Genomic DNA, 20,881 nt, shown 5'->3' on the forward strand with positions numbered 1-20,881 from the left:
TTGTGTCGATTGATTGAAAATGAAGCTTAGCTTTTGTCCTGAAAGCTAAGCTTTTTTATTGTGTGTGAACTTACTGGTAAACCTTAATCAGAAAGACGTTCAGCGGCAGCCAAGTAGCGTCGAGCCAGCCCCACAAACTCTTCTCCACTCATATTCAAATCATGGGTTGATATGAAAATGTCATAACCGTGGAAGCCCCTTTGATATTTCATTCTGTTGGCAAGCATCGCCTGCAATCCAGAATAGTTTTTAATCACCGCGTTTGGACTGTTTGTCTCATTCGGTGAATCAAGGTTGTCCTGTGATTGGTTATCGTTGAAATTTACGTTGTCGGTATTCTGCGACTCTTTGTATTGGCTTAGTTCGACACAGCCACTTTCAGTACAACGCGCATGGTAATGCGATGAGTCGAGAACCATATCCTCAAAGTTGGACTCTTTGCCTGCTTGTTTGGCTCCTAAGTACAAAAGTGCTCGTTGGCTGAGCAATAATTCACAAGTTATTTTAGGGCAAATCGAATCGAGGTAGGGCGAGTAATCTTTTACTTTAATTCCGACCCAGGGCAGAGGTTGATGCCAACCATCTTGTTCATAAGTGCAAAGACCAATTTTTTGGATGTTACTCCATTTTAAAACCCAACCCCCTTTGTAAAAGTGCTGCTGAAAATGAGTCGGGGTAAGTGTGAACATCACTCGGCTGCGCAGCATCAAATAGTAGCCAGTTCCCAGAAGCGCAATACTGCAAAAAGCACCCACGATCAGTAACTTTGGATTGTCACTGTAGAGCGAAACGATCAAGCAAATGAAGCCTAAAATAATGGCGAGGATACGGTACGAGCGAGTGAATGAAGGCAAAGAGAAATTACTAAGGTGACGAGTGTCCATAGGTAACACCAAGTTTTCATATTTTTGTCTGGATGGATAACCAGTGTATATGACCCTGAATTGATAAGTCGATGTTTAAATAATAGACGCTAGTAGACAATATCGGTATTTTTCGTCGACTTTCGACGCTTCACTCTACAAATAGCTCCTGTTTTTTGGTATAAATCGCGCTTCAAATTTTCACCACTGCGAAAAGAGCAGTGAACTGGAGAAATATTCAATGAGACTTGCTCATAAGCGTAAGGTGCAGGCTAAACTGCAGAAACGCACTAAAGCGGCTGTAGTTAAAGCAGTGGCAACGCCGAAAAAAGCGAAGCCTGTCGCAGAGAAAGTTGTAGCAGAAAAAACTGTAGCAGCAAAACCAGCGGTAGAGAAAGCAGTAGCAGCAACTAAAGAAGTTGCAGTAGCACTGACTCCTAAGCAACAACAAGTTCTAGACATCGTTGTTAGCAATGCTGAAGGCATTAACCCTAAAGGTATCGGCCTAGAAGCTGGTCAAGAAGACGCGAAAGCAGCTTCATGGGCAACAGGCGCATTGAAAAAACTTCTTGAAGAAAACCTAGTAGCGAAAGAGCAGCTAGCAGGTAACAAGGTTATCTACAAAGCTATCTAATCCTGTGGGATTACATTCGCTTCGTTAAGTTTTTAAGCCTCGATTTTCGAGGCTTTTTTGTATCTGGCACATTATGCCAAGTCCGAGCCCAAATCCAAGCCTAAACCTAGGCTCTATAATCTCAATTCCAATTCGATATACGGCTTAACTGATTAGTGTTGTCTCGTGTCAGAGCTTCGAATCAGCAAGCACTAAATTAGGGCGTTAGCTAGGTAGATCAAGAGAGCAAAGCCTTGATTTTTTCCCTAAAATACAGCAATGAATAGAGCTTCATCACGAAATGGCAATCAATTGTTAAGAGTATTTAATTATTAATACTTAGGTATTTATCAATACGCATTGCCTTGGTGAATATCCAAACTCCTTTGAAATCGACACTATTCAATCATCTCCTACGTAGTTCTACTTAATCCTTTGGTCTAATACGTAACTTTGTTAACGCCATGCGTGCGTGCTCTCCCTGATATCTTGTTGCCTCATCACGGTGCACTCTTATGTTGAATCATAAAAAATGCTCATAGAAAGAGTGTTAACCCAACAAAGGACGTGAACATGAGTCTCATTTCTAACTCCCTCACACGAGTTTTTAAAAACGTTGCAGTAACTGCTGCGGCTTGTTTAGCTTTGGTCGCTACTGGTGCTACAGCCGCTGATAAGGTTTACCGTTTAAAACTTGCGGAAACTTGGGGACCAAACTTCCCAGTTTTCGGTGATGCAACCAAAAACATGGCGGCGATGGCTGAGAAGATGTCGAATGGTCGACTGCAAATCAGAATCGATTCAGCAAACAAACACAAAGCACCTCTTGGCGTTTTTGACATGGTTAAGTCTGGTCAATACGACATGGGTCACTCAGGCTCTTACTACTGGAAAGGTAAAGTTCCAAACACTCTTTACTTCACTTCTATGCCTTTCGGTATGACGCCAGCAGAACAATACGCGTGGTTCTATCACGGTGGTGGTATGGAGTTAATGGAGCAGGTTTACTCTCCACATAACTTGATGTCTTTCCCTGGTGGTAACACGGATATCCAGATGGGGGGTTGGTTTCAAAAAGAGATCAACAGCGTTGAAGATCTACAAGGTCTGAAAATGCGAATCCCGGGCTTTGCAGGCGAGATTCTTGCTGAGCTAGGTGCTAAACCGACGAACATTGCCCCAGGTGAACTTTACACGTCTCTAGAGCGTCGCACGATTGATGCACTAGAGTGGGTAGGTCCATCGCTGGATTTACGAATGGGCTTCCACAAAATCGCGCCTTACTACTACACAGGTTGGCACGAGCCGGGTTCAGAGCTTCAATTCCTAGTGAACAAGCGTACATGGAACAAGCTGCCTGAAGACCTACAAGAAATCTTACGTGTTGCAATGCGTACTGCGGCTTACGACATGTACACACAAGCAACGCACGAAAGTGGTAAGAACTGGGTTTCAATGAAGACAGAATACCCAGATGTACAAGTGAAAGATTTCCCACCAGAGGTTATGGCTGCATTGAAAGAAGCAAATGATCGCCTATTAGCTAAGCATGCTGAGAAAGATGAATTAGCAAAAGAGATCCAAGCTTCACAAGCAAGCTACCTAGAACAAGTTCGTTCATGGACGGATATTTCACACAGAGCTTATTTAAATAGCCAAGCGAAATAGTCGACATTTGTTGAACTAAAGATAAATGAACCCAAAGCTTTTCTTACTAGGTAACTGAGAGTGAGTAAGCGGCGGGTTCATTCAAATCATAATAATTAAGCAGGATAAATCCTGTATACGATCCCAAGAACCCTTTCTATGTCGTGAATCTGGTTAGCGCTACTCGTTTTAGCTGCACTAACTCAATACGCGATGTCTTTTCAAATTCCATGGAGTCGGGAATGCGAAGTCTAATTTATATTGAACGCCTGTTTAATCGTATCGGTGATGCACTGGGATGGCTTTCCAGTATGTTGTTTATTTTACTTATCGCTAACGTCGTGTATGACGTTGTCATGAGATATGCCTTCAACGATGTCTCAATCGCCTTTCAAGAGATGGAATGGCACCTTTTCTCAGCCGTATTTCTGTTAGGTGTTCCTTATGCCATCAAAGCGGGTGGGCATGTTCGAGTTGATGTGTTTTACGAGCAGCTGAGTTTTAAAGCTCAAGCCATTATTGATTTGCTTGGCACGGTTGTCTTCCTGCTTCCGTTTTGTTTGTTGGTGGCTTGGTTTGGTATCGATGTTGCTAAAGAGAGTTATGAGTTGGGTGAGACCTCAGGCGATCCCGGTGGTTTGCCTTATCGTTGGATCATCAAAGCTATGATCCCGCTGTCATTCTTCTTAATGGCGCTCAGTGGCGTGGGTTTGATCCTGCATTCACTGAACAAGATTTTTAATCCGCACCTTATCCACGCAAATAATATTCACACAAAGAATTAGTAGAGGCTGACATGATTGGAATAGTAATGTTTTTTGTCGCCTTGTTTGCACTTTTACTTGGCTTCCCAGTAGCGTTTACCTTTGGCGGTATCGCATTAATCTTTGGTGTTTGGGCTGAGGGCATTGAGATGTTTGCCTTCATGCCATATCGAATTCAATCGATCATGGAAAATACGGTGCTGATGGCCGTTCCATTGTTTGTTTTCATGGGGCTTGTTCTACAGAAGACCAAGCTTGCTGAGCAGTTGCTTGAGTCTATGGGCAGATTGTTTGGTGGGGTTCGTGGTGGTATCGCAATTTCGACGGTATTAGTAGGATCATTGCTTGCCGCTTCTACTGGCGTGGTTGGTGCTTCTGTTGTTGCTATGGGACTTATCTCCCTACCTGTAATGCTCAAGTACAATTACGACAAAGGCTTAGCCTGCGGCACTATTTGTGCGTCTGGTACGCTAGGGCAGATCATTCCACCCTCCATCGTATTGATTCTATTGGGTGATGTTCTAGGTGTTCCAGTAGGCGACTTGTTCCAAGCGGCGATTTGGCCGGGCGTGATGCTGGTCGGCGCGTACATCGTTTATATCTTGATATACGCAAAGCTACACCCTGAAGCGGCTCAACCTATTGAACGTGATGACTCCATCAGCCGTAAGCAGGAAGTGTTTAATGCACTGAAAGCGATTCTTCCGCCTCTAGCGTTAATCATTGTTGTACTGGGCTCTATCTTCGCAGGTGTTGCTACGCCAACAGAGTCAGCCGCATTAGGTGGCGCGGGTGCGATGATACTTGCACTGCTTTACGGTCAATTTAGTTGGTCGATGGTGTACGAGGCGTCGAAAGAGACGGTGAAAGTAACGGCGATGGTATTTGCTATCTTGTTGGGTGCAACGGCATTCTCAATGGCGTTTACCTACACTGGTGGCGACTATCTGGTTGAAGAGTGGATGCTACAACTGCCAGGTGAAAAATGGGGCTTCCTGATCATTACCATGCTGGTGATTCTGATTCTGGGTTTCTTCATCGACTTCGTAGAGATCTGTTTCATCATCGTGCCGATCATTGCGCCAGTTGCTGAACTGATGGGCATCAACATGACATGGTTCGCTATCCTTATTGCGATGAACCTACAAACTTCCTTCTTAACGCCGCCATTTGGTTTTAGTTTGTTCTATTTAAAAGGCGTAGCACCGAAAGGCGTGACGACTAAGGACATCTACCGAGGTGTGATGCCGTTCATTCTGATTCAAATCCTCGTACTTGGATCACTTCTCGCTTTCCCATCTTTCTATGGAATGTGAGTGAAGCCAAGAATGTGAATGATATGTTTCGACGGCTATCTATAAATTGCTAAAGTAAAACGGCTTATTGATGTTCAGTAAGCCGTTTTTTGTGAGGGAAAGGAATGCCTCTAAAAGCCAAGCTGATTTTGCTGACGTTGCTCCCGTTGCTGCTGGTAACGGCGAGTATTAGTTGGATCTCGCTGCACCAGACTAAGACGTTAGGCGCTAAAGAAGTCGAGATCTTTAGAGACAGCCTAATCAAGTCGCGTGAAAACGCCCTCAAAGACACGGTTGATCTCGCGTTCGACGCCATAGAACACGTCTATAACGATCCAAATATCCAAGAAGCCCAAGCCAAAAAAAAAGTTCGAACCATATTGTCTAAACTTAGATATGGCTCTGATGGGTACTTCTTCGCATACGATCGCCTCGGGACCAACTTGGTTCATCCAATTCAGCCAGAATTGATAGGCCAAAACCTACTCCAACTGCAAGATGAAGATGGCGATTTTCTGATAGAGGCTCTGTTAAGAGAAGCGCAAACCGGAGGCGGGTTTCACCAGTATTTGTGGCAAAAACCGTCGACGGGTGAGGTGGTGTCTAAGCTGAGCTACGCCGCTTGGTTAGAGCGTTGGGACTGGATGATTGGCACCGGCTTGTATATTGAAGACGTACACCAAGAAGTGGCTTCGATGCAGGCTGCGATAAATAAGAATATTGAAACCACGTTCTTTTCGATTGTGGTGATTTTGAGCGTAACGGTCGCGGTCATCATCGTGCTGACCTTGGCTATTAACATGCATGAACATCGGATTGCTGATAACAACTTAAAGGAGCTGGCGCATAAGACGGTGATGTTCCAAGAAGACGAGAAGAAGCATCTAGCGCGTGAGTTGCATGATGGTATTAACCAATTATTAGTGTCGAGTCGTTGCCATTTGGAACTGCTCGGTAATAAGCTACAAAATGAAGACCTTAAAGCACATTTGAATAAGTCGCAGCATTCACTGATGCGAGCGATCGAAGAAGTGAGGCACATCTCGCATCAACTTCGTCCAAGTTCATTGGATGACATAGGCTTAGAAGCGGCATTGTCTTCATTACTGTTAGATTTTCAGGCGCACTCGGGCATAGAAGTCGAGACCATGTTTGCTACTCAACCTGGTAAGTTAAAATCAGAGGCGGCGACGACCCTATATCGAGTCGTGCAAGAGTCGCTGAATAATATAGAAAAACATGCACAAGCGACCAAAGTAACGGTTATCGCTCAGCAAATTGGTAATGTGTTGCAACTACTGATTCAAGATAACGGTGTCGGTTTCAACACCTATAAAGCGATGGAAAAACGAGGGATCGGGCTGCGTAACATGAGAGAGCGAGTGGAGTTCATCGGTGGTGACTTTGAATTGATGAGTGAGATTGGCCTCGGAACGGAAATTACAGTGTTACTGACACTAGAGGGATTAATGAATGAGTGAAGTTATTCGAGTTGTGATTGCTGATGATCACCAAGTGGTACTGGATGGCTTTATGGCGAGATTGGAACTCGAGCCAGATATTAGCGTGATAGGTACGGCCAGCAATGGACTAGAAGCGGTAGAGGTCGTTAAGTCTCTGCGCCCTGATGTGGTGTTGATGGATATCAGCATGCCTATCATGAATGGCATTGATGCCACCCATCTGATTAAAGAAGAAGACCCAGAAGCCAAGGTCCTGATGCTGACCATGCATAACAACCGTGAATACATCATGAAGGTGATGCAGTCGGGTGCTGTCGGTTACATGTTGAAAGAGATTTCGGCTGAAAAAATGGTACAGGCAATCAAAACGGTCAATCAAGGATCGACCTATTTCTGTGAAAAAGTCACGCAGAATTTGTTTACTCAGCCGATTACTCCCACGCCATCTGTCAAGAATCCATTGAGCAGACGTGAAGAGGCTGTGCTGAAATTAGTCGCAAAAGGGGAGAGCAGTAAAGAGGTCGCAAAGGCGCTGAATATCAGCTATCGAACGGTAGAAACCCATAGGCAAAATATTAAGCATAAGCTCGATATTCACTCTACGGCAGAGCTTGCTAAATATGCGGTCAGCTCCGGGCTTGTGGACTGATCTTACGCTAAATAACGTTAAATGTGTAATTTAATTACTAAATGTGTAATTTACGCCTCCTTTATGGAGGTTTTTTTAGTATTTTTGCGACAGGTTGATATTCTTCTTTTCGAAATTTAAGCGCCGAATGCAATGTTGCAAACTGTGCGCTGCAAATTAGAGGGGAAGCATGGAGCCTGTAAAAGATAGGTATAGTATTGAAAATACCGATTATACAGTAGGACAAGATAACGTTCAGAAATGGGGTTTTGATGTTCATAACCCAGTATTTGGAATCAGTGCAGGGGCGATCATTATCTTCCTGTTGGCACTTCTAGTCGCAGACCCTGAAACCGCAAAAGCGGCGCTTGATGGAATCAAATGGAAAGTCATTGGTAACTTCGATGGTTTCTTCATGTGGGCAGCAAACATCTTCGTAATTTTCTGTTTTGCCCTCATTGTCTCCCCGTATGGCAAGATACGTATTGGTGGCAATGATGCCAAAGCAGAGCACTCAAACCTATCTTGGATGTCGATGTTATTCGCCGCAGGAATGGGTATTGGCTTAATGTTCTGGGGTGTTGCTGAGCCAGTAGCTTATTTCACTGGCTGGTATGAAACACCACTAGGTGTTGAAGCTTACTCTCCTGAAGCGGCGAAGTTGGCTCTTGGTGCAACCATCTACAACTGGGGTCTGCACGGTTGGGCGATTTACGCGGTTGTTGCTCTAGCCCTCGCTTTCTTCACATTCAATAAAGGCTTACCGCTTTCTATTCGCTCAATTTTCTACCCACTATTAGGTGATAGAACTTGGGGCTGGTTTGGTCATATTGTTGATATCGTTGCGGTATTGGCAACACTATTTGGCCTTGCAACATCATTGGGCCTAGGCGCACAACAAGCGACCAGTGGTATTAACCATGTGTTTGGTACCGATGGTGGTATTGGCATGCAGCTAGTTGTTATCGCAGTGGTTACTTTCTTAGCAACAATGTCAGTCATTCGCGGCATTAACGGTGGTGTAAAGGTTCTGAGTAACATCAATATGTTGGTTGCTTTGGGTTTACTTATCTTTGTGACGATCGCTGGTGGTATGGCGGGTCTTAAAGCAATCCCAACCGCGCTAATGGGCTACATTGAAAACTTCATTCCCTTAAGCAATCCTCACGGTCGTGATGACGAAACGTGGATGCAAGGTTGGACGGTATTCTACTGGGCGTGGTGGATGTCTTGGTCACCATTCGTAGGCATGTTCATCGCTCGTATCTCTAAAGGTCGAACGATTCGTGAATTCATCGTTGCTGTATTGTTCATCCCAACGACAGTAATCATCATCTGGATGGCTATTTTCGGTGGCATCGCGATTGATCAAGTGGCGAACAAGGTGGGCGAGATTGGTGTGAATGGTCTGCAAGATATTACACTTTCTCTTTTCCATACTTACGATGCTCTGCCAATGAGCTCTGTGCTTTCAGTGGTATCGATTGGTTTGATTATGGTGTTCTTTATCACCTCTTCTGATTCAGGCTCATTGGTTATCGATAGCATTACCTCTGGCGGTAAAGTGGATGCACCGGTTCCACAACGTGTATTTTGGGCGTTGATGGGCGGCGCGATTGCAGCGGTTCTACTATGGGTTGGTGGTACGGAATCTATTCAAGCACTGCAAGCTGGAACGGTATCGATGGCGCTACCATTTGCCTTCATATTATTGCTTATGTGCCTAAGCTTATTGCTAGGTTTACGAACTGAAAATCAATTGGTTAAGCACCAAAATGCTTTGAGTTAAAAGTATTTTTGATAAAAAGGTCGACAGGGTCGACCTTTTTTTCGTCATAAACTTGAGTAATTACGTGAATATTGTTTGAAATTCCATCGAACCGATTCTAGTTTACTGAAAACAACAAGTTAACCTGCTAAACTTCAGACATCCAAGTATTTGAATTATTGTGACAACAGCTTGTACTACTTGGATCGTAGGTTCGAGTTTGTAATTAAGTCGCAGGTAAGTAAGGAATACGAGGTCAATAGACCCTAATAGAATTCCGTAGAGAGGGATGATGACTAAAGGTATAGATAAATACAGTATCGACAGTACGGATTACACTGTCGGTCAAGATAACGTCCAAAAATGGGGTTTTGATGTTCATAACCCAGTATTTGGTATTAGTGCGGGACTTATCGCTTTGTTCCTGATCGGTGTTCTTATTACAGATACCGCTTCAGCAAAGGCTGCGCTAGATGGCGTTAAAGGCCAGATTATCAATTCGTTTGATTGGCTTTTCATCTGGTCGGGTAATATTTTCGTAATTTTCTGCTTAGGTTTGATTGTTTCTCCGTACGGCAAAATCCGCCTTGGTGGTGTTGATGCGACGGCAGATTACTCATTCTTCTCTTGGCTATCGATGCTGTTTGCCGCAGGTATGGGTATCGGCTTGATGTTCTGGAGTGTGGCAGAGCCAGCGGCTTACTTCACGGGTTGGTTTGAAACTCCGTTAGGTGTTGAACCAAACACACCAGAAGCTGCAAAACTGGCATTGGGCGCAACCATGTATCACTGGGGTCTACACCCTTGGGCGATTTATGGCGTAGTAGCACTGTCACTTGCGTTTTTCTCTTACAACAAGGGATTGCCTCTTTCTATCCGTTCTATCTTTTACCCAATTTTAGGTGATAGAGCTTGGGGCTGGGCAGGTCACATTGTTGATATTCTTGCTGTACTTGCAACGCTATTTGGTCTGGCGACATCGTTAGGTCTTGGTGCACAACAAGCGGCAAGTGGTATTCAGCATGTATTCGGCATTGAAGCGGGCTTAGGTCTGCAAGTTATTGTGATTACAGCGGTGACTTTATTGGCGGTAGTATCAGTACTTCGTGGTATTGATGGTGGCGTTAAAGTTATCAGTAACATCAACATGTTGGTGGCTTTCCTACTGCTTATCTTAGTGGCTCTAATCGGCTACGCGGTGACTTTAGGTTCTATCCCAACGACATTGATGGCATACATTGAAAACATCATTCCGTTGAGTAACCCTCACGGTCGTGAAGATGAAACGTGGATGCACGGTTGGACTGTATTCTACTGGGCTTGGTGGATCTCATGGTCTCCATTCGTAGGTATGTTTATCGCACGTGTTTCTAAAGGTCGTACCGTTCGTGAGTTCATCACAGCAGTACTGATTGTACCGACTACAGTGACTATCATTTGGATGTCAGTATTCGGTGGCATGGCGATTGACCAAATCGTGAATAACGTTGGTATTCTTGGTCAAGACGGCCTAACAGATGTATCACTAGCAATGTTCCAAATGTTTGATGCACTGCCGTTCGGGACTCTGCTTTCAATCATTGCGGTTGTATTGGTTCTAGTCTTCTTCATTACATCGTCTGACTCAGGCTCTCTAGTAATCGACAGCATCACCGCGGGTGGTAAAGTTGATACGCCTGTGCCTCAACGTGTGTTCTGGGCGTTCCTAGAAGGTGCTATTGCTGTTGCTCTATTGTGGGTTGGTGGTACTGAAGCAGTACAAGCTCTACAAGCGGGTGCAATCTCTACAGCATTGCCATTCACCATCATTCTATTACTGATGTGTGTGAGCTTGCTAATGGGTATGCGTACAGAAAAGCGCTAGGCTTTTAAGCTGAAATCTACTGCAATTTATACGCAGTAGAGTGGTAAATAATATGAAGGCAGAAGAGGAAACTCTTCTGCCTTTTTTGTTTCTTCTTTACCGTGTTTTCTTGTCTCTTTTTAACATGTGAAGTGCGATAAAAATACTAATAACCGTAGAGATAATGCCGCCTTAAATTTGGCGACAAGCCAAGGAATTGACATTAGGTAAGCTTATGGTTTGCTTAAAATTATATTCCGATATTAAATTATAAAATTGCTCGAATTTAATACTGATATTGGGTAGTATGCGCGGGATTTCCCACCACTCGTGAAACTTTGACATGAAACTAACACTAAAGCAGAAGTTGATAGGTGCTAGCCTATCTGCTGTTGTCGTTATGGCTACAGCGTTGACTTGGTTATCAGCAAACCAATTATTTGAACAGACTCGTAATGGCGTATACCTACGAGCTGAAAGCGTATCTGAAGCAGCATCTGAAGGTATTAAAAACTGGATTGATATCCGTACTGATATCGCATCAGCATTTAATGACTTTTCACGAGAGGATGATGTTGTTCCTTTCCTTAGACAAGCTCGTGTAGCGGGTGGCTTTGACGATATCTTTTTAGGTACTCCAGAAGGTGGAATGTACCGTTCACATCCTGAACGTAATCGTGCAGATTACGATCCTCGTCAACGTCCTTGGTACCAAGAAGCAAACGCTGCAGGTAAGCAAATCATTACTACGGCTTACCAAGATGCAATCACCAAAGCACTTCTAGTAACGATCGCAGAACCTGTTCGCCACAACGGCCAACTTGTTGGTGTTGTTGGTGCAGACGTACTGATCGACCAGTTGGTTAACGATGTAATCAGCCTTGATGTTGGTGACAACGCTTACGCAATGCTAATTGATGCCTCTGACGGCACATTCCTAGCACACCCAGATTCAGCACTAAGCTTGAAGCCGGTAAGCCAGCTTTCAAACGATATCTCTATGCCTATCATCGAAAACGCAGTGCGTACGGGTAGCATCGAGATCATCAAAGAGCGCGGCGCAGACAAGCTGCTTTACTTCACGAAGGTGCCTAACACTAACTGGATCTTCGCGGTTCAGATGGACAAAGCAACAGAAGAAGCGAACCACTCAACGCTACTTACTCAGCTGATCATCACTGCTGTCATTATTACGCTCATCGTAATCGTACTTGTGTCTTGGTTAGTAAGCTTCCTATTCCGCGACCTAAACCGCGTTTCAGCAGCACTTGAAGAAATTGCTTCAGGTGAGGGCGATCTTACTCAACGCCTTGAGCCTAAGAGCGACGACGAAATTGGTCAGCTTGCAGCAAACTTCAACCGTTTTGTGGGCAACATGCACACCATGGTGATCAAGCTAAGCGAAGTATCTGCTGCGCTGGGCAACCAAGCGCGTCAAACGGCTTCTCAAGCTGAAGAACGTAGTGCTCGTATCCAAATGCAACAAGACGAGATCAACATGGTAGCAACAGCCGTTAACGAAATGGCTGCAGCAACACAAGAGATCGCAGGTAACGCAGACCACACTGCACAGAACTCATCTGAAGCGGTTGGCGCGTGTGAGCACGGTACTGGTCAAGTGACACAGACTCAAAGCTCTATCCAAAACCTGGCTCAAGAAGTTCAAATCGCAACCAACGTGATTCTAGAACTTGAAGAGCACGGCAACAGCATCAACGCTATCTTGTCTAACATTCAAGGTATTGCAGAACAAACAAACCTACTTGCACTTAACGCCGCTATTGAAGCAGCACGTGCCGGTGAGCAAGGTCGTGGTTTCGCAGTAGTAGCGGATGAAGTTCGAGTTCTGAGCCAACGTACACACGGTTCAACGCAAGAAATTCAACAAACGATTGAGTTGCTGCAAGGTACAACAGGCAAAGCGGTTAACATCATGAACGATAGCCGTACTCTTGCTGAAACCAGTGTTGATGACGCGAACTCAGCGGCTGCAAGCCTAACGCAAATCCATGCTGCTGTTGAACGCATCAGCGACATGGCAACACAGATTGCTTCTGCTGCAGAAGAGCAAGCGTCAGTAACGTCTGAGATTACTCGTAACACTGAAGGAATCCGTGACGTATCTAACGAGCTAGCAGACGAAGCGCACCAAGCTGCAGAGCAAGCTGCTCAGTTATCTGAACTGTCTCACGAGCTAGAAAGCGAAATCAGCCGCTTCAAGCTGTAAGCGAAGCCAATATAACAAAGCCCCGACCTAGGTTGGGGCTTTGATGTATCTGTACAATCTAGACTAACGAGTTATTTAAACTCAAATTTGCCCTTCATGATTGCCCAGTGGCCCGGGAATGAACATAGGAAAGAGTAGTCGCCACCGGCTGTCATTTTCTCTGTGCTGAAAGTGATTGAGGTTGACTCGCCACCACCGATAACACGAGTGAAGGCGTAAACGCGGCTGTCGTCAGGTTTTACGTAGTTATTGTCGATACCTGCCGACATACCATCGATGCCCACTGCTTGTAGCGACGCAGTGTCTGTTATAACGACGTTGTGACCCATTGATTGGGCTGGCATAGAACCAGTATGGTTTAGCGTCAGCTTCACTTCTTTACAGCTCGCTGGAACGCTTAATGTGTCAGTTGAAAATTTCATTTGATCACTAGCATCAATCGATACTTCACATTCCGAGCTCGCTTGAGCGGTAAAGCTAGCACCTACAAGCGCTATCGTTGTTGCGATTAATCGTAAAGACATACACTGTTCTCCATTATTTTAGGGGGAGGTTATTCCATGAGATTGATCAATACGTATTATCCTAGAAAGATGATCATAGTAATGTGCTACGACTTGAATTATGCGCAACTCGTTACTTATAAATGGTAAGTTTTTGTAGGAAAGGGCAAAACTAATCAGCGCATGAACAACCGTTTAGGGGGGAATGGTTGCTCGAGACTAGAATCACAGACACAAAAAAGCCCGAGTATAAACTCGGGCTTTGAATGGTTTTCTTTATAACTTATGAGGAGCTAGATTGCCTGACGAAGTTGGAAGTAACGTCCTTCTTCGTTTAATAGCGCTTCATGAGAACCGTGTTCAACAATCTCGCCTTGTTCAATCAGAACGATAGAATCCATCGACTCTAGACCAATCAAACGGTGAGTGATGAAGATAACCGTCTTGCCTTCAAAGTGCTTCTCGAACAGCGTCATGATGCTGTGTTCTGTTTGCTTATCTAAGCCTTCTGTTGGCTCATCGAGAAGCAGGATAGGGGCATCATGAAGAATCGCACGTGCGATGCCAATACGGCGCTTCTCACCACCAGATAGTTGACGACCACCGTCACCTAACCAGCTATCAAGTGCGTTATTCTCAAGCAGCTTTTCTAGACCAACGTCTTTTAGGATATTCGCTAAGTGATCATCGGTCGCTTCTGGTCTTGCAATCAACAAGTTGTCACGCAAAGTACCATTTAGAATGTCGACACGTTGGCTTACTACACTGATTGATTCACGAAGCTGCGATTCGTTCCACTGCGTCAGTTCAATACCCGCGATTGATATGTAGCCCTTTTTAGGATCCCAGTAGCGAGTCAGAAGCTGGATCAGAGTCGATTTACCAGAACCCGTTTGACCAACAATCGCAACCTTGTGCGTGGCAGGGATCGTTAGGTCAACAGCGTTCAGAACACTGCGCTCAGAGTCAGGGTAGTTGAACGTCACGTTTGAGAACGTAATATCAAGCGGCTTGTTGATGTCGAGTTTCTCTTCAGCAAACTGAACTTCAGGCTCTGACAGAATAACTTCATTCAAGCGACGAGCAGAAGACAGAGTTTGACCTAAATGCTGGAACGCGCCTGCGATAGGCATCAGCAGTTCAAAACTTGCCATGGTTGCGAATGCCATTAGCGCGATGAACGGGTCTGGTGCATTACCACCCACACCGTCAGCCGCAAGCCAAAGCATAAGAACCAACGTTAAACCGTTGAACAGCATTAGCGCAGCTGAAGCCATACCGGTTAGGTTAGCATTCACAAACTGATTCGCCATCAGCTTTCGTTGCGTTTCTAGAATCGCATTACGGTAACGCTCTTCAGCACCGAACAGAGTTAGCTCGCTGTAGCCTTCAATCCAATCTAGCGTTGTCACACGAAGATCCGCTTTGTTCTGTGTCAGCTCACCACCGTTACGTTTACCCAATTTGTAGAACAAGATTGGCCAAACCAACAGCATGATCAGAAGGATAGAACCTAAGATTAAACCTAGTGAGCTATCGAACCACATTAAGAACAGAGTCAGGAAGAAAATCCCGAACACACCCACCGTCACAGGGCTTACTAAGCGCAAGTACACGTGATCCATCGCGTCGACATCAGCAACCAAGCGGTTCAGAAGATCAGCATCACGAAGGTTTGAAATACGACCTGGGATCAGCGGAGCCAGCTTCTTGAAGAAGAAGATACGCAGATCAGTTAACAATTTGAATGTTGCATTGTGGCTGACAACACGTTCACCCCAACGACCCGCAGTACGGCTCATTGCCAAACCACGTACACCACCGCCCGGTAGCATGTAGTTGAAGGTTTCACGTGCAATCGTAAGACCTGCAACCGCAGAAGCTGAAATGAACCAGCCTGATAGCGTTAACAAGCCAATAGAAGCCGACAGAGTAGCAAAAGCCAATAGCATGCCTAGCGATAGGCCAAACCAATGCTTTTTATAGAGTTTCAGGTAAGGCAGTAAATCACGCATCTAAATTACCCTTATTATCTTGTTGAGCTAAGTTCGCGTTCAGCATCTCTTCAAACAAACCACCCGCAGTTGAAAGCTGAGAGTAATGACCTTGTTCAACCAGACCACCATCGCGCATAACCAGAATATTATCGACCGATTGAAGCGGGGCAAGTTGATGCGTCACAAGCAGGGCAGTGCGGCTTTCAATATTGCTATTGATGCCTTTCATCACGAGCTGTTCGCTACGAGTATCTAGGCTGGCTGTTGGTTCATCTAACAACCAGAACTGGCCATCTTGAATCATTGCGCGAGCTAAAGCCAAACGCTGAGATTGACCAACAGACAGGCCGCCAGAGCGATCAGAAATCATATAATCCAAGCCGTGTTCGTTTACAAACTCGCTAGCAAATGATTGATCAAGTGCATTCTCGACAACTTGATCAGCGATATCGTGCTTACCTAGAGTGACGTTGTCATGAATGCTGCCGTGCAGTAGCAACGGGTTTTGACCAACCCAGCTAATGGTTTTACGCCAAGAGGCCAAGTCGAGTTCACGCAATTCAATACCATTGATTTTCAAGCTTCCTTCATAAGGCATGAAACCAAGAATAGCGTTGATCAAACTTGTTTTACCTGCACCACTTGGGCCAACTAACGCAGTCGATTGGCGAGTGTTAAGCGCGAACGAGATAGGACCAACCAGTTGAACACCTTCAGGGCTCAATACTTTCAGATCTTGAGCTTCAATATTGATGCCTTGAGCCGGGTCTAACTGAGTGTCGCCTGATTTAACTTTAGTGATGTCTGTTTCTAGGAACTCGACAATACTTTCCGCTGCGCCAACCGCTTGTTGTTTCGCATGGTAGAAAGTACCTAAATCACGCAGAGGTTGGTAAAACTCTGGCGCCAAGATAAGGATAAACAAACCTGCGAATAGCGTAATGCCAACGCCGTAGTGGCCGAAGTTAAGCTCGCCGATGTAAGTGAAACCAAAGTAAACCGCCGTCATCGCGATAGAGATAGACGTGAAGAACTCAAGTACCGCAGAAGACAAGAAAGCGATTTTTAACACATCCATGGTACGCGTTCTGAACACTTCAGATGCACCTTTCAATACTTCTGTTTCAGCGTTGGTGCGATCAAATAGACGGATAGTCGTCATTGACTGCAAACGGTCGTAAAAGTGACCTGAAAGACGCTGCAGCGCTTTGAAGTTTTTACGGTTTGCATCGGCCGCTTTCATACCAACAAGTGCCATGAACATCGGCACCAGTGGAGCAGTAATCAAGAAGATCAGTCCTGCTGCCCAGTTTACTGGGAACACCACAACTAAAATAATGAATGGAATCATTACCGATAAAGACATCTGAGGTAAGTAACGAGAGAAGAAGTCTTGCATGTCTTCTACTTGTTCTAGCAACAGCGTTGCCCACGTACCGGCAGGTTTGCCTTTAATGTAAGCAGGGCCTAACTCACGTAACTTATCAAGGATGAGTTGCCTTATATAGACCCGGATTTGTTCACCACAGCGATAACCTGCGATTTCACGTCCCCATGTACAGCCAGCACGGCCAACGACCGATAGTGCCAAGCCTGCGAAATGACCAACCAGTTCAGATTTATCGACATTTTCGATGATCAGCTGGTGAAGAATAGAGGCGAGAAGAGCTGCTTGAGCAATTAAGAACACGCTTGAAAGTACGCCAAGGCTAATCGCAATCATAAGCCAGCGTTTCGCTAACTTACTCTGTTGCTTAAGCCACTTGTTCAAGCTGCGTTGTTTTTTCTTATCCATTATGAAGGCTTAATGATAATTATTATTTGTTGAGGGCGGCTAGTATACAAAAGAAAGCCCAGTGGATATACCACTGGGCTCTAGGGATTTACAACAAAATGTGATGACGCCCTGCATCTACTGAGGCGAGAGCACCGATAATCAAATCTGCAATCTCAGATTTACTTATCGTTAAGGCCATCTAGGAAGCGTTCAGCATCCAGTGCAGCCATACAACCTGTGCCAGCAGAAGTGATTGCTTGGCGGTAGTTGTGGTCCATTACATCACCCGCAGCGAACACGCCAGGGATGCTGGTTTGTGTTGCGTTACCTTCAAGACCAGACTGAACGATGATGTAGTCATCTTTCATGTCGACTTGGCCCTTGAAGATTTCAGTGTTTGGTTGGTGACCGATAGCAATGAATGCGCCCATTACCTCGATGTCTTCTGTCTTATCAGACTGAGTATCTTTGATACGAACGCCCGTTACGCCCATATCGTCGCCCAGAACTTCGTCTAGCGTGCGATCAGTGTGAAGAACAATGTTGCCGTTCTCTACTTTGTCCATTAAACGCTTCACTAGGATCTTTTCAGCGCGGAACGTGTCACGGCGGTGAACTAGGTGAACTTCAGATGCGATGTTAGATAGGTAAAGTGCTTCTTCAACAGCGGTGTTACCACCACCTACAACCGCTACTTTCTGGTTGCGGTAGAAGAAACCATCACACGTCGCACAAGCAGAAACGCCACGGCCTTTGAATGCTTCTTCAGACTCTAAACCTAAGTACTTAGCTGATGCGCCCGTTGAGATGATCAATGCATCACATGTGTACTCACCAGAATCGCCTTTAAGACGGAAAGGGCGGTTTGATAGATCGACTTCGTTAATGTGGTCGAACAGGATCTCTGTTTCAAAGCGCTCTGCGTGCTCTTTCATGCGATCCATCAGTGCTGGGCCTGTTAAACCTTCAGCATCACCCGGCCAGTTTTCTACTTCAGTTGTGGTTGTAAGCTGACCACCTTGCTGCATACCGGTAACCAGTACAGGGTTTAGGTTTGCACGAGCAGCGTAAACTGCAGCTGTATAGCCAGCAGGGCCAGAACCAAGAATCAATAAATTACAGTGCTTTACGTCGCTCATGAGGACTCCGAAATTGAAATTGTTTTAATTTATAATCGCTTAGGATTGTATGGAAAATATGGAGGCAATAAAAGGTTAAACAAGGGCAGAAGTGTAATTAATCGTTATACGTTAGAACATAACCGAACTAAATGATGGTCTTGTAATCCTGTGTCTTAGATCAATAGCGATAAGTCAAGGAAAGTGCTCTTGCAAACAGCTATGCATATTGCTCACTTTTAGGGCCTTCTTGATCATGGTGTTTCTATAGCAGTATTTACTTTTTTGCGTATACATTGATGAGTAGAAAAACAAGAGAACCTGAATCCTATGTTTTATTTTAAAAAGTTTGCGTTAAAAGACGCTGCAAGAATTCATCAAAATTAGCGTGCAGATAAGCGACCACAAGACGCACTTTTAGTATGAACGGCATGATTACAAACAGGTGTAATGTTGGTTGATACTTGAACTATTGAGTGTTTATCAGTTGTTATTTTTTTGTATGTGTTATTATTGATATTTATATATTGCGCGGAATCATTTGAACTCTATGCAGATTCTAATCCTTTTTATCAATGTGTTTATTGTGTGCCTGAATTCGGTTTTTGCTTCTCCGCTGCAGGTCAGCGGGGAACAATCTGTGTTAGCTAATGAAGCTGTAAGATGGTATGAAATGCCTTTGTTATCTGATCCAGTCGATTTTCCCATATTAAAAAAACACATTGAATCCTCTCCAAGGATTGAAACGATATTTGGTGGTGAAGGGGCGTTTGGGTTGAGAGTTGATTTGGCCAACTACGATATCAAGTCGTCACAACAAATAGTTACACTCCATGCAAACTATTTGGATCAAGGTTGGGGTTACTGGCAATCAACAAATGGTCAAGTAAGGCGAATACTTGATTTTGGCCAATTAAGTAACAAGAGTATCTTGCATCTGCATAGGCAAAGCTTCCCGTTAATATTGAATGCGGAGGAATCTGGAACACTTTGGCTCTACTTGGAAGCAAAGAAATTTCCAAAGGCAGTTAACTTCACTCTTCAACCTGAATATCCATTTTATATTCACGTTTTCCGCAACAATACGCTCACATTAGCTTCTATTACTGTCATGCTAACGTTGGGAGTTTTCGCTCTTTTTTGTTACTTTCAAACTAAACATCCAGTCACACTGGCTTGTGCTGGTTATGTTGGGCTACATGGCCTGGGATGGTTCGCCGCTTCAGGCGCTTGGGGGTACTTATTACCAAGCCAAAGCTGGAACCCAGTTTATTTTGGAATGGTATTGTTTCCGTTTGCGGTTGCTTTTTCTTGCTATTACACAAGATTATTGTTTGGATTTCCGCAGCATTTTATTCGTATTAATCTTACCTTTCAGGCCTTTAGTTGGCTGTGTGTCATTATCGGGTTTATTAATGTCTTTGCCCCGTTTTCGTTGACTTTTGTTATGTCCCATTTAATTGCGGCAATCTGGGTGCCGACAATGATAGTGACTGGCGTATTGATGGTTTATCAACGAAACTTTGTCGCTAAATATTATTTGATCGGTGGTCTTTGTTATGGCACGGCTTTGGTATATTACATTTTTGCGCATTTTGCACCATTGCCGACTCAGAGATCGACAGAAGTCATCGTTGTTGTTGCATTAGCAATAGATTGTACCTGCATTTTATTGTCACTGACTGAATGGTTGCGGATTCAACAACATCAACATCAGAAAACCTATATCCAGTCGAGGGTGGATAGTTTAACGGGGCTTGGAAACCGGCTGGATTTTAATGATGCGAGTAAACAATTAGTACATCATTCCTATTGTATCGTCTTCATCGATTGTGATGGCCTTAAATCGATTAATGATACTTATGGTCATGATGAAGGGGATCGCTTTTTAGAATACACCAGCCGCATGATGCGAGAAAAATTTACAGACCTTGGAATGGTTTATCGAGCTGGTGGCGACGAATTTATCTGGTTGTTGAAAGTGGATAAAGAGAAACAAGTTGAGGCTCTCTATTCTCAGGTTGAGCTTAGAGTGACTCAGGTGGAAGAGCAAATTCGCAGTGCTGATTGGCCTCAGTCTGGCCTCAGTTTTGGAAGCGCATCTAGTTTTGAATGTGTCAATTTTTCTGAGTGTTTGAGCTTAGCTGACCAGCGAATGTACCAGCAGAAGCGCTCGAAGAACGGTTTTAAAAATCAGTCCAGTGAAATTGAGTGTTAGCTAAATTCCCTATTTTCTAAGTGAATCGTTTTAAGTCTAGTTAACTTATTTTCGTTTTGACTTTTGGTGTAAATGTCACCAAAGGTGGCTCTTTTAGCAACCAACCTTTCAAGCTTGCTTACCCTCTCATCTGTTTTGTGTAGAACATTCCCAATCT

General features: G+C 44.5%; 15 protein-coding genes. 10 read left to right on the top strand and 5 right to left on the bottom strand.

The features are described from left to right. Positions 1-83: 83 nt before the first annotated feature. Positions 84-884, bottom strand: a complete 801-nt coding sequence (locus AB4249_RS21405) for a DUF2982 domain-containing protein (protein WP_017060955.1) — start codon at positions 882-884, stop codon at positions 84-86. Positions 885-1,104: 220 nt separating this feature from the next. Between AB4249_RS21405 and AB4249_RS21410 the strand changes: the two genes are divergently transcribed. From AB4249_RS21410 to AB4249_RS21450, 9 genes are all read left to right on the top strand, one after another. Next, positions 1,105-1,497 (top strand): hypothetical protein, encoded by a 393-nt coding sequence (locus tag AB4249_RS21410; RefSeq protein ID WP_017060956.1) that lies wholly within the window; start codon positions 1,105-1,107, stop codon positions 1,495-1,497. A 552-nt stretch (positions 1,498-2,049) separates the two neighbouring features. Beyond that, the gene (locus AB4249_RS21415; protein WP_086049632.1) at positions 2,050-3,144 is read left to right on the top strand and encodes a TRAP transporter substrate-binding protein; all 1,095 of its coding nucleotides are present in this window, start codon (positions 2,050-2,052) and stop codon (positions 3,142-3,144) included. A gap of 221 nt (positions 3,145-3,365) precedes the next feature. Next, entirely contained in the window at positions 3,366-3,908 is a 543-nt protein-coding gene (locus tag AB4249_RS21420; protein WP_010438170.1) for a TRAP transporter small permease subunit, read from the top strand. Positions 3,909-3,919: 11 nt separating this feature from the next. Continuing rightward, positions 3,920-5,203, top strand: a complete 1,284-nt coding sequence (locus tag AB4249_RS21425; protein ID WP_029235146.1) for a TRAP transporter large permease subunit — start codon at positions 3,920-3,922, stop codon at positions 5,201-5,203. Positions 5,204-5,307: 104 nt separating this feature from the next. Next, positions 5,308-6,663 (top strand): cache domain-containing protein, encoded by a 1,356-nt coding sequence (locus AB4249_RS21430; protein ID WP_017063573.1) that lies wholly within the window; start codon positions 5,308-5,310, stop codon positions 6,661-6,663. Further along, complete coding sequence (locus AB4249_RS21435) at positions 6,656-7,294, top strand: response regulator transcription factor (RefSeq protein WP_017060961.1); 639 nt, start codon at positions 6,656-6,658, stop codon at positions 7,292-7,294. Before AB4249_RS21430 ends, AB4249_RS21435 begins: the two co-directional genes overlap by 8 nt. Positions 7,295-7,463: 169 nt before the next feature. Then, entirely contained in the window at positions 7,464-9,062 is a 1,599-nt protein-coding gene (locus AB4249_RS21440) for a BCCT family transporter (protein WP_372104714.1), read from the top strand. Positions 9,063-9,333: 271 nt separating this feature from the next. Further along, entirely contained in the window at positions 9,334-10,905 is a 1,572-nt protein-coding gene (locus AB4249_RS21445; RefSeq protein ID WP_017060963.1) for a BCCT family transporter, read from the top strand. 322 nt (positions 10,906-11,227) lie between these two features. Continuing rightward, positions 11,228-13,111 carry a methyl-accepting chemotaxis protein gene (locus tag AB4249_RS21450; RefSeq protein WP_017066828.1) on the top strand — a complete coding sequence of 628 codons (1,884 nt, stop codon included), beginning with the start codon at positions 11,228-11,230 and terminating at the stop codon, positions 13,109-13,111. 71 nt (positions 13,112-13,182) lie between these two features. On the opposite strand, the gene azu is transcribed toward AB4249_RS21450, so the two are convergent. The 4 genes from azu to trxB all read right to left on the bottom strand — a co-directional run bounded on the left by azu (position 13,183) and on the right by trxB (position 18,527). Then, on the bottom strand, positions 13,183-13,635 hold the full coding sequence (gene azu, locus AB4249_RS21455; protein ID WP_017063577.1) for an azurin: 453 nt from the start codon (positions 13,633-13,635) through the stop codon (positions 13,183-13,185). Between the two features lie 272 nt (positions 13,636-13,907). After that, on the bottom strand, positions 13,908-15,629 hold the full coding sequence (gene cydC, locus AB4249_RS21460; protein WP_102428056.1) for a heme ABC transporter ATP-binding protein/permease CydC: 1,722 nt from the start codon (positions 15,627-15,629) through the stop codon (positions 13,908-13,910). Beyond that, positions 15,622-17,406: a heme ABC transporter permease/ATP-binding protein CydD gene (gene cydD / locus AB4249_RS21465; RefSeq protein ID WP_372104718.1), complete on the bottom strand. Its 1,785-nt coding sequence runs from the start codon at positions 17,404-17,406 to the stop codon at positions 15,622-15,624. Before cydD ends, cydC begins: the two co-directional genes overlap by 8 nt. A 161-nt stretch (positions 17,407-17,567) precedes the next feature. Next, positions 17,568-18,527, bottom strand: a complete 960-nt coding sequence (gene trxB / locus AB4249_RS21470; RefSeq protein ID WP_050052961.1) for a thioredoxin-disulfide reductase — start codon at positions 18,525-18,527, stop codon at positions 17,568-17,570. A 529-nt stretch (positions 18,528-19,056) separates the two neighbouring features. On the opposite strand from trxB, the gene AB4249_RS21475 reads away from it, so the two are divergent. Then, on the top strand, positions 19,057-20,724 hold the full coding sequence (locus tag AB4249_RS21475; protein WP_372104721.1) for a GGDEF domain-containing protein: 1,668 nt from the start codon (positions 19,057-19,059) through the stop codon (positions 20,722-20,724). Positions 20,725-20,881 lie beyond the last annotated feature (157 nt).

The organism is Vibrio sp. 10N.261.55.F4 (genome assembly GCF_041470465.1).
In the GTDB taxonomy this organism is placed as follows: domain Bacteria; phylum Pseudomonadota; class Gammaproteobacteria; order Enterobacterales; family Vibrionaceae; genus Vibrio; species Vibrio crassostreae_C.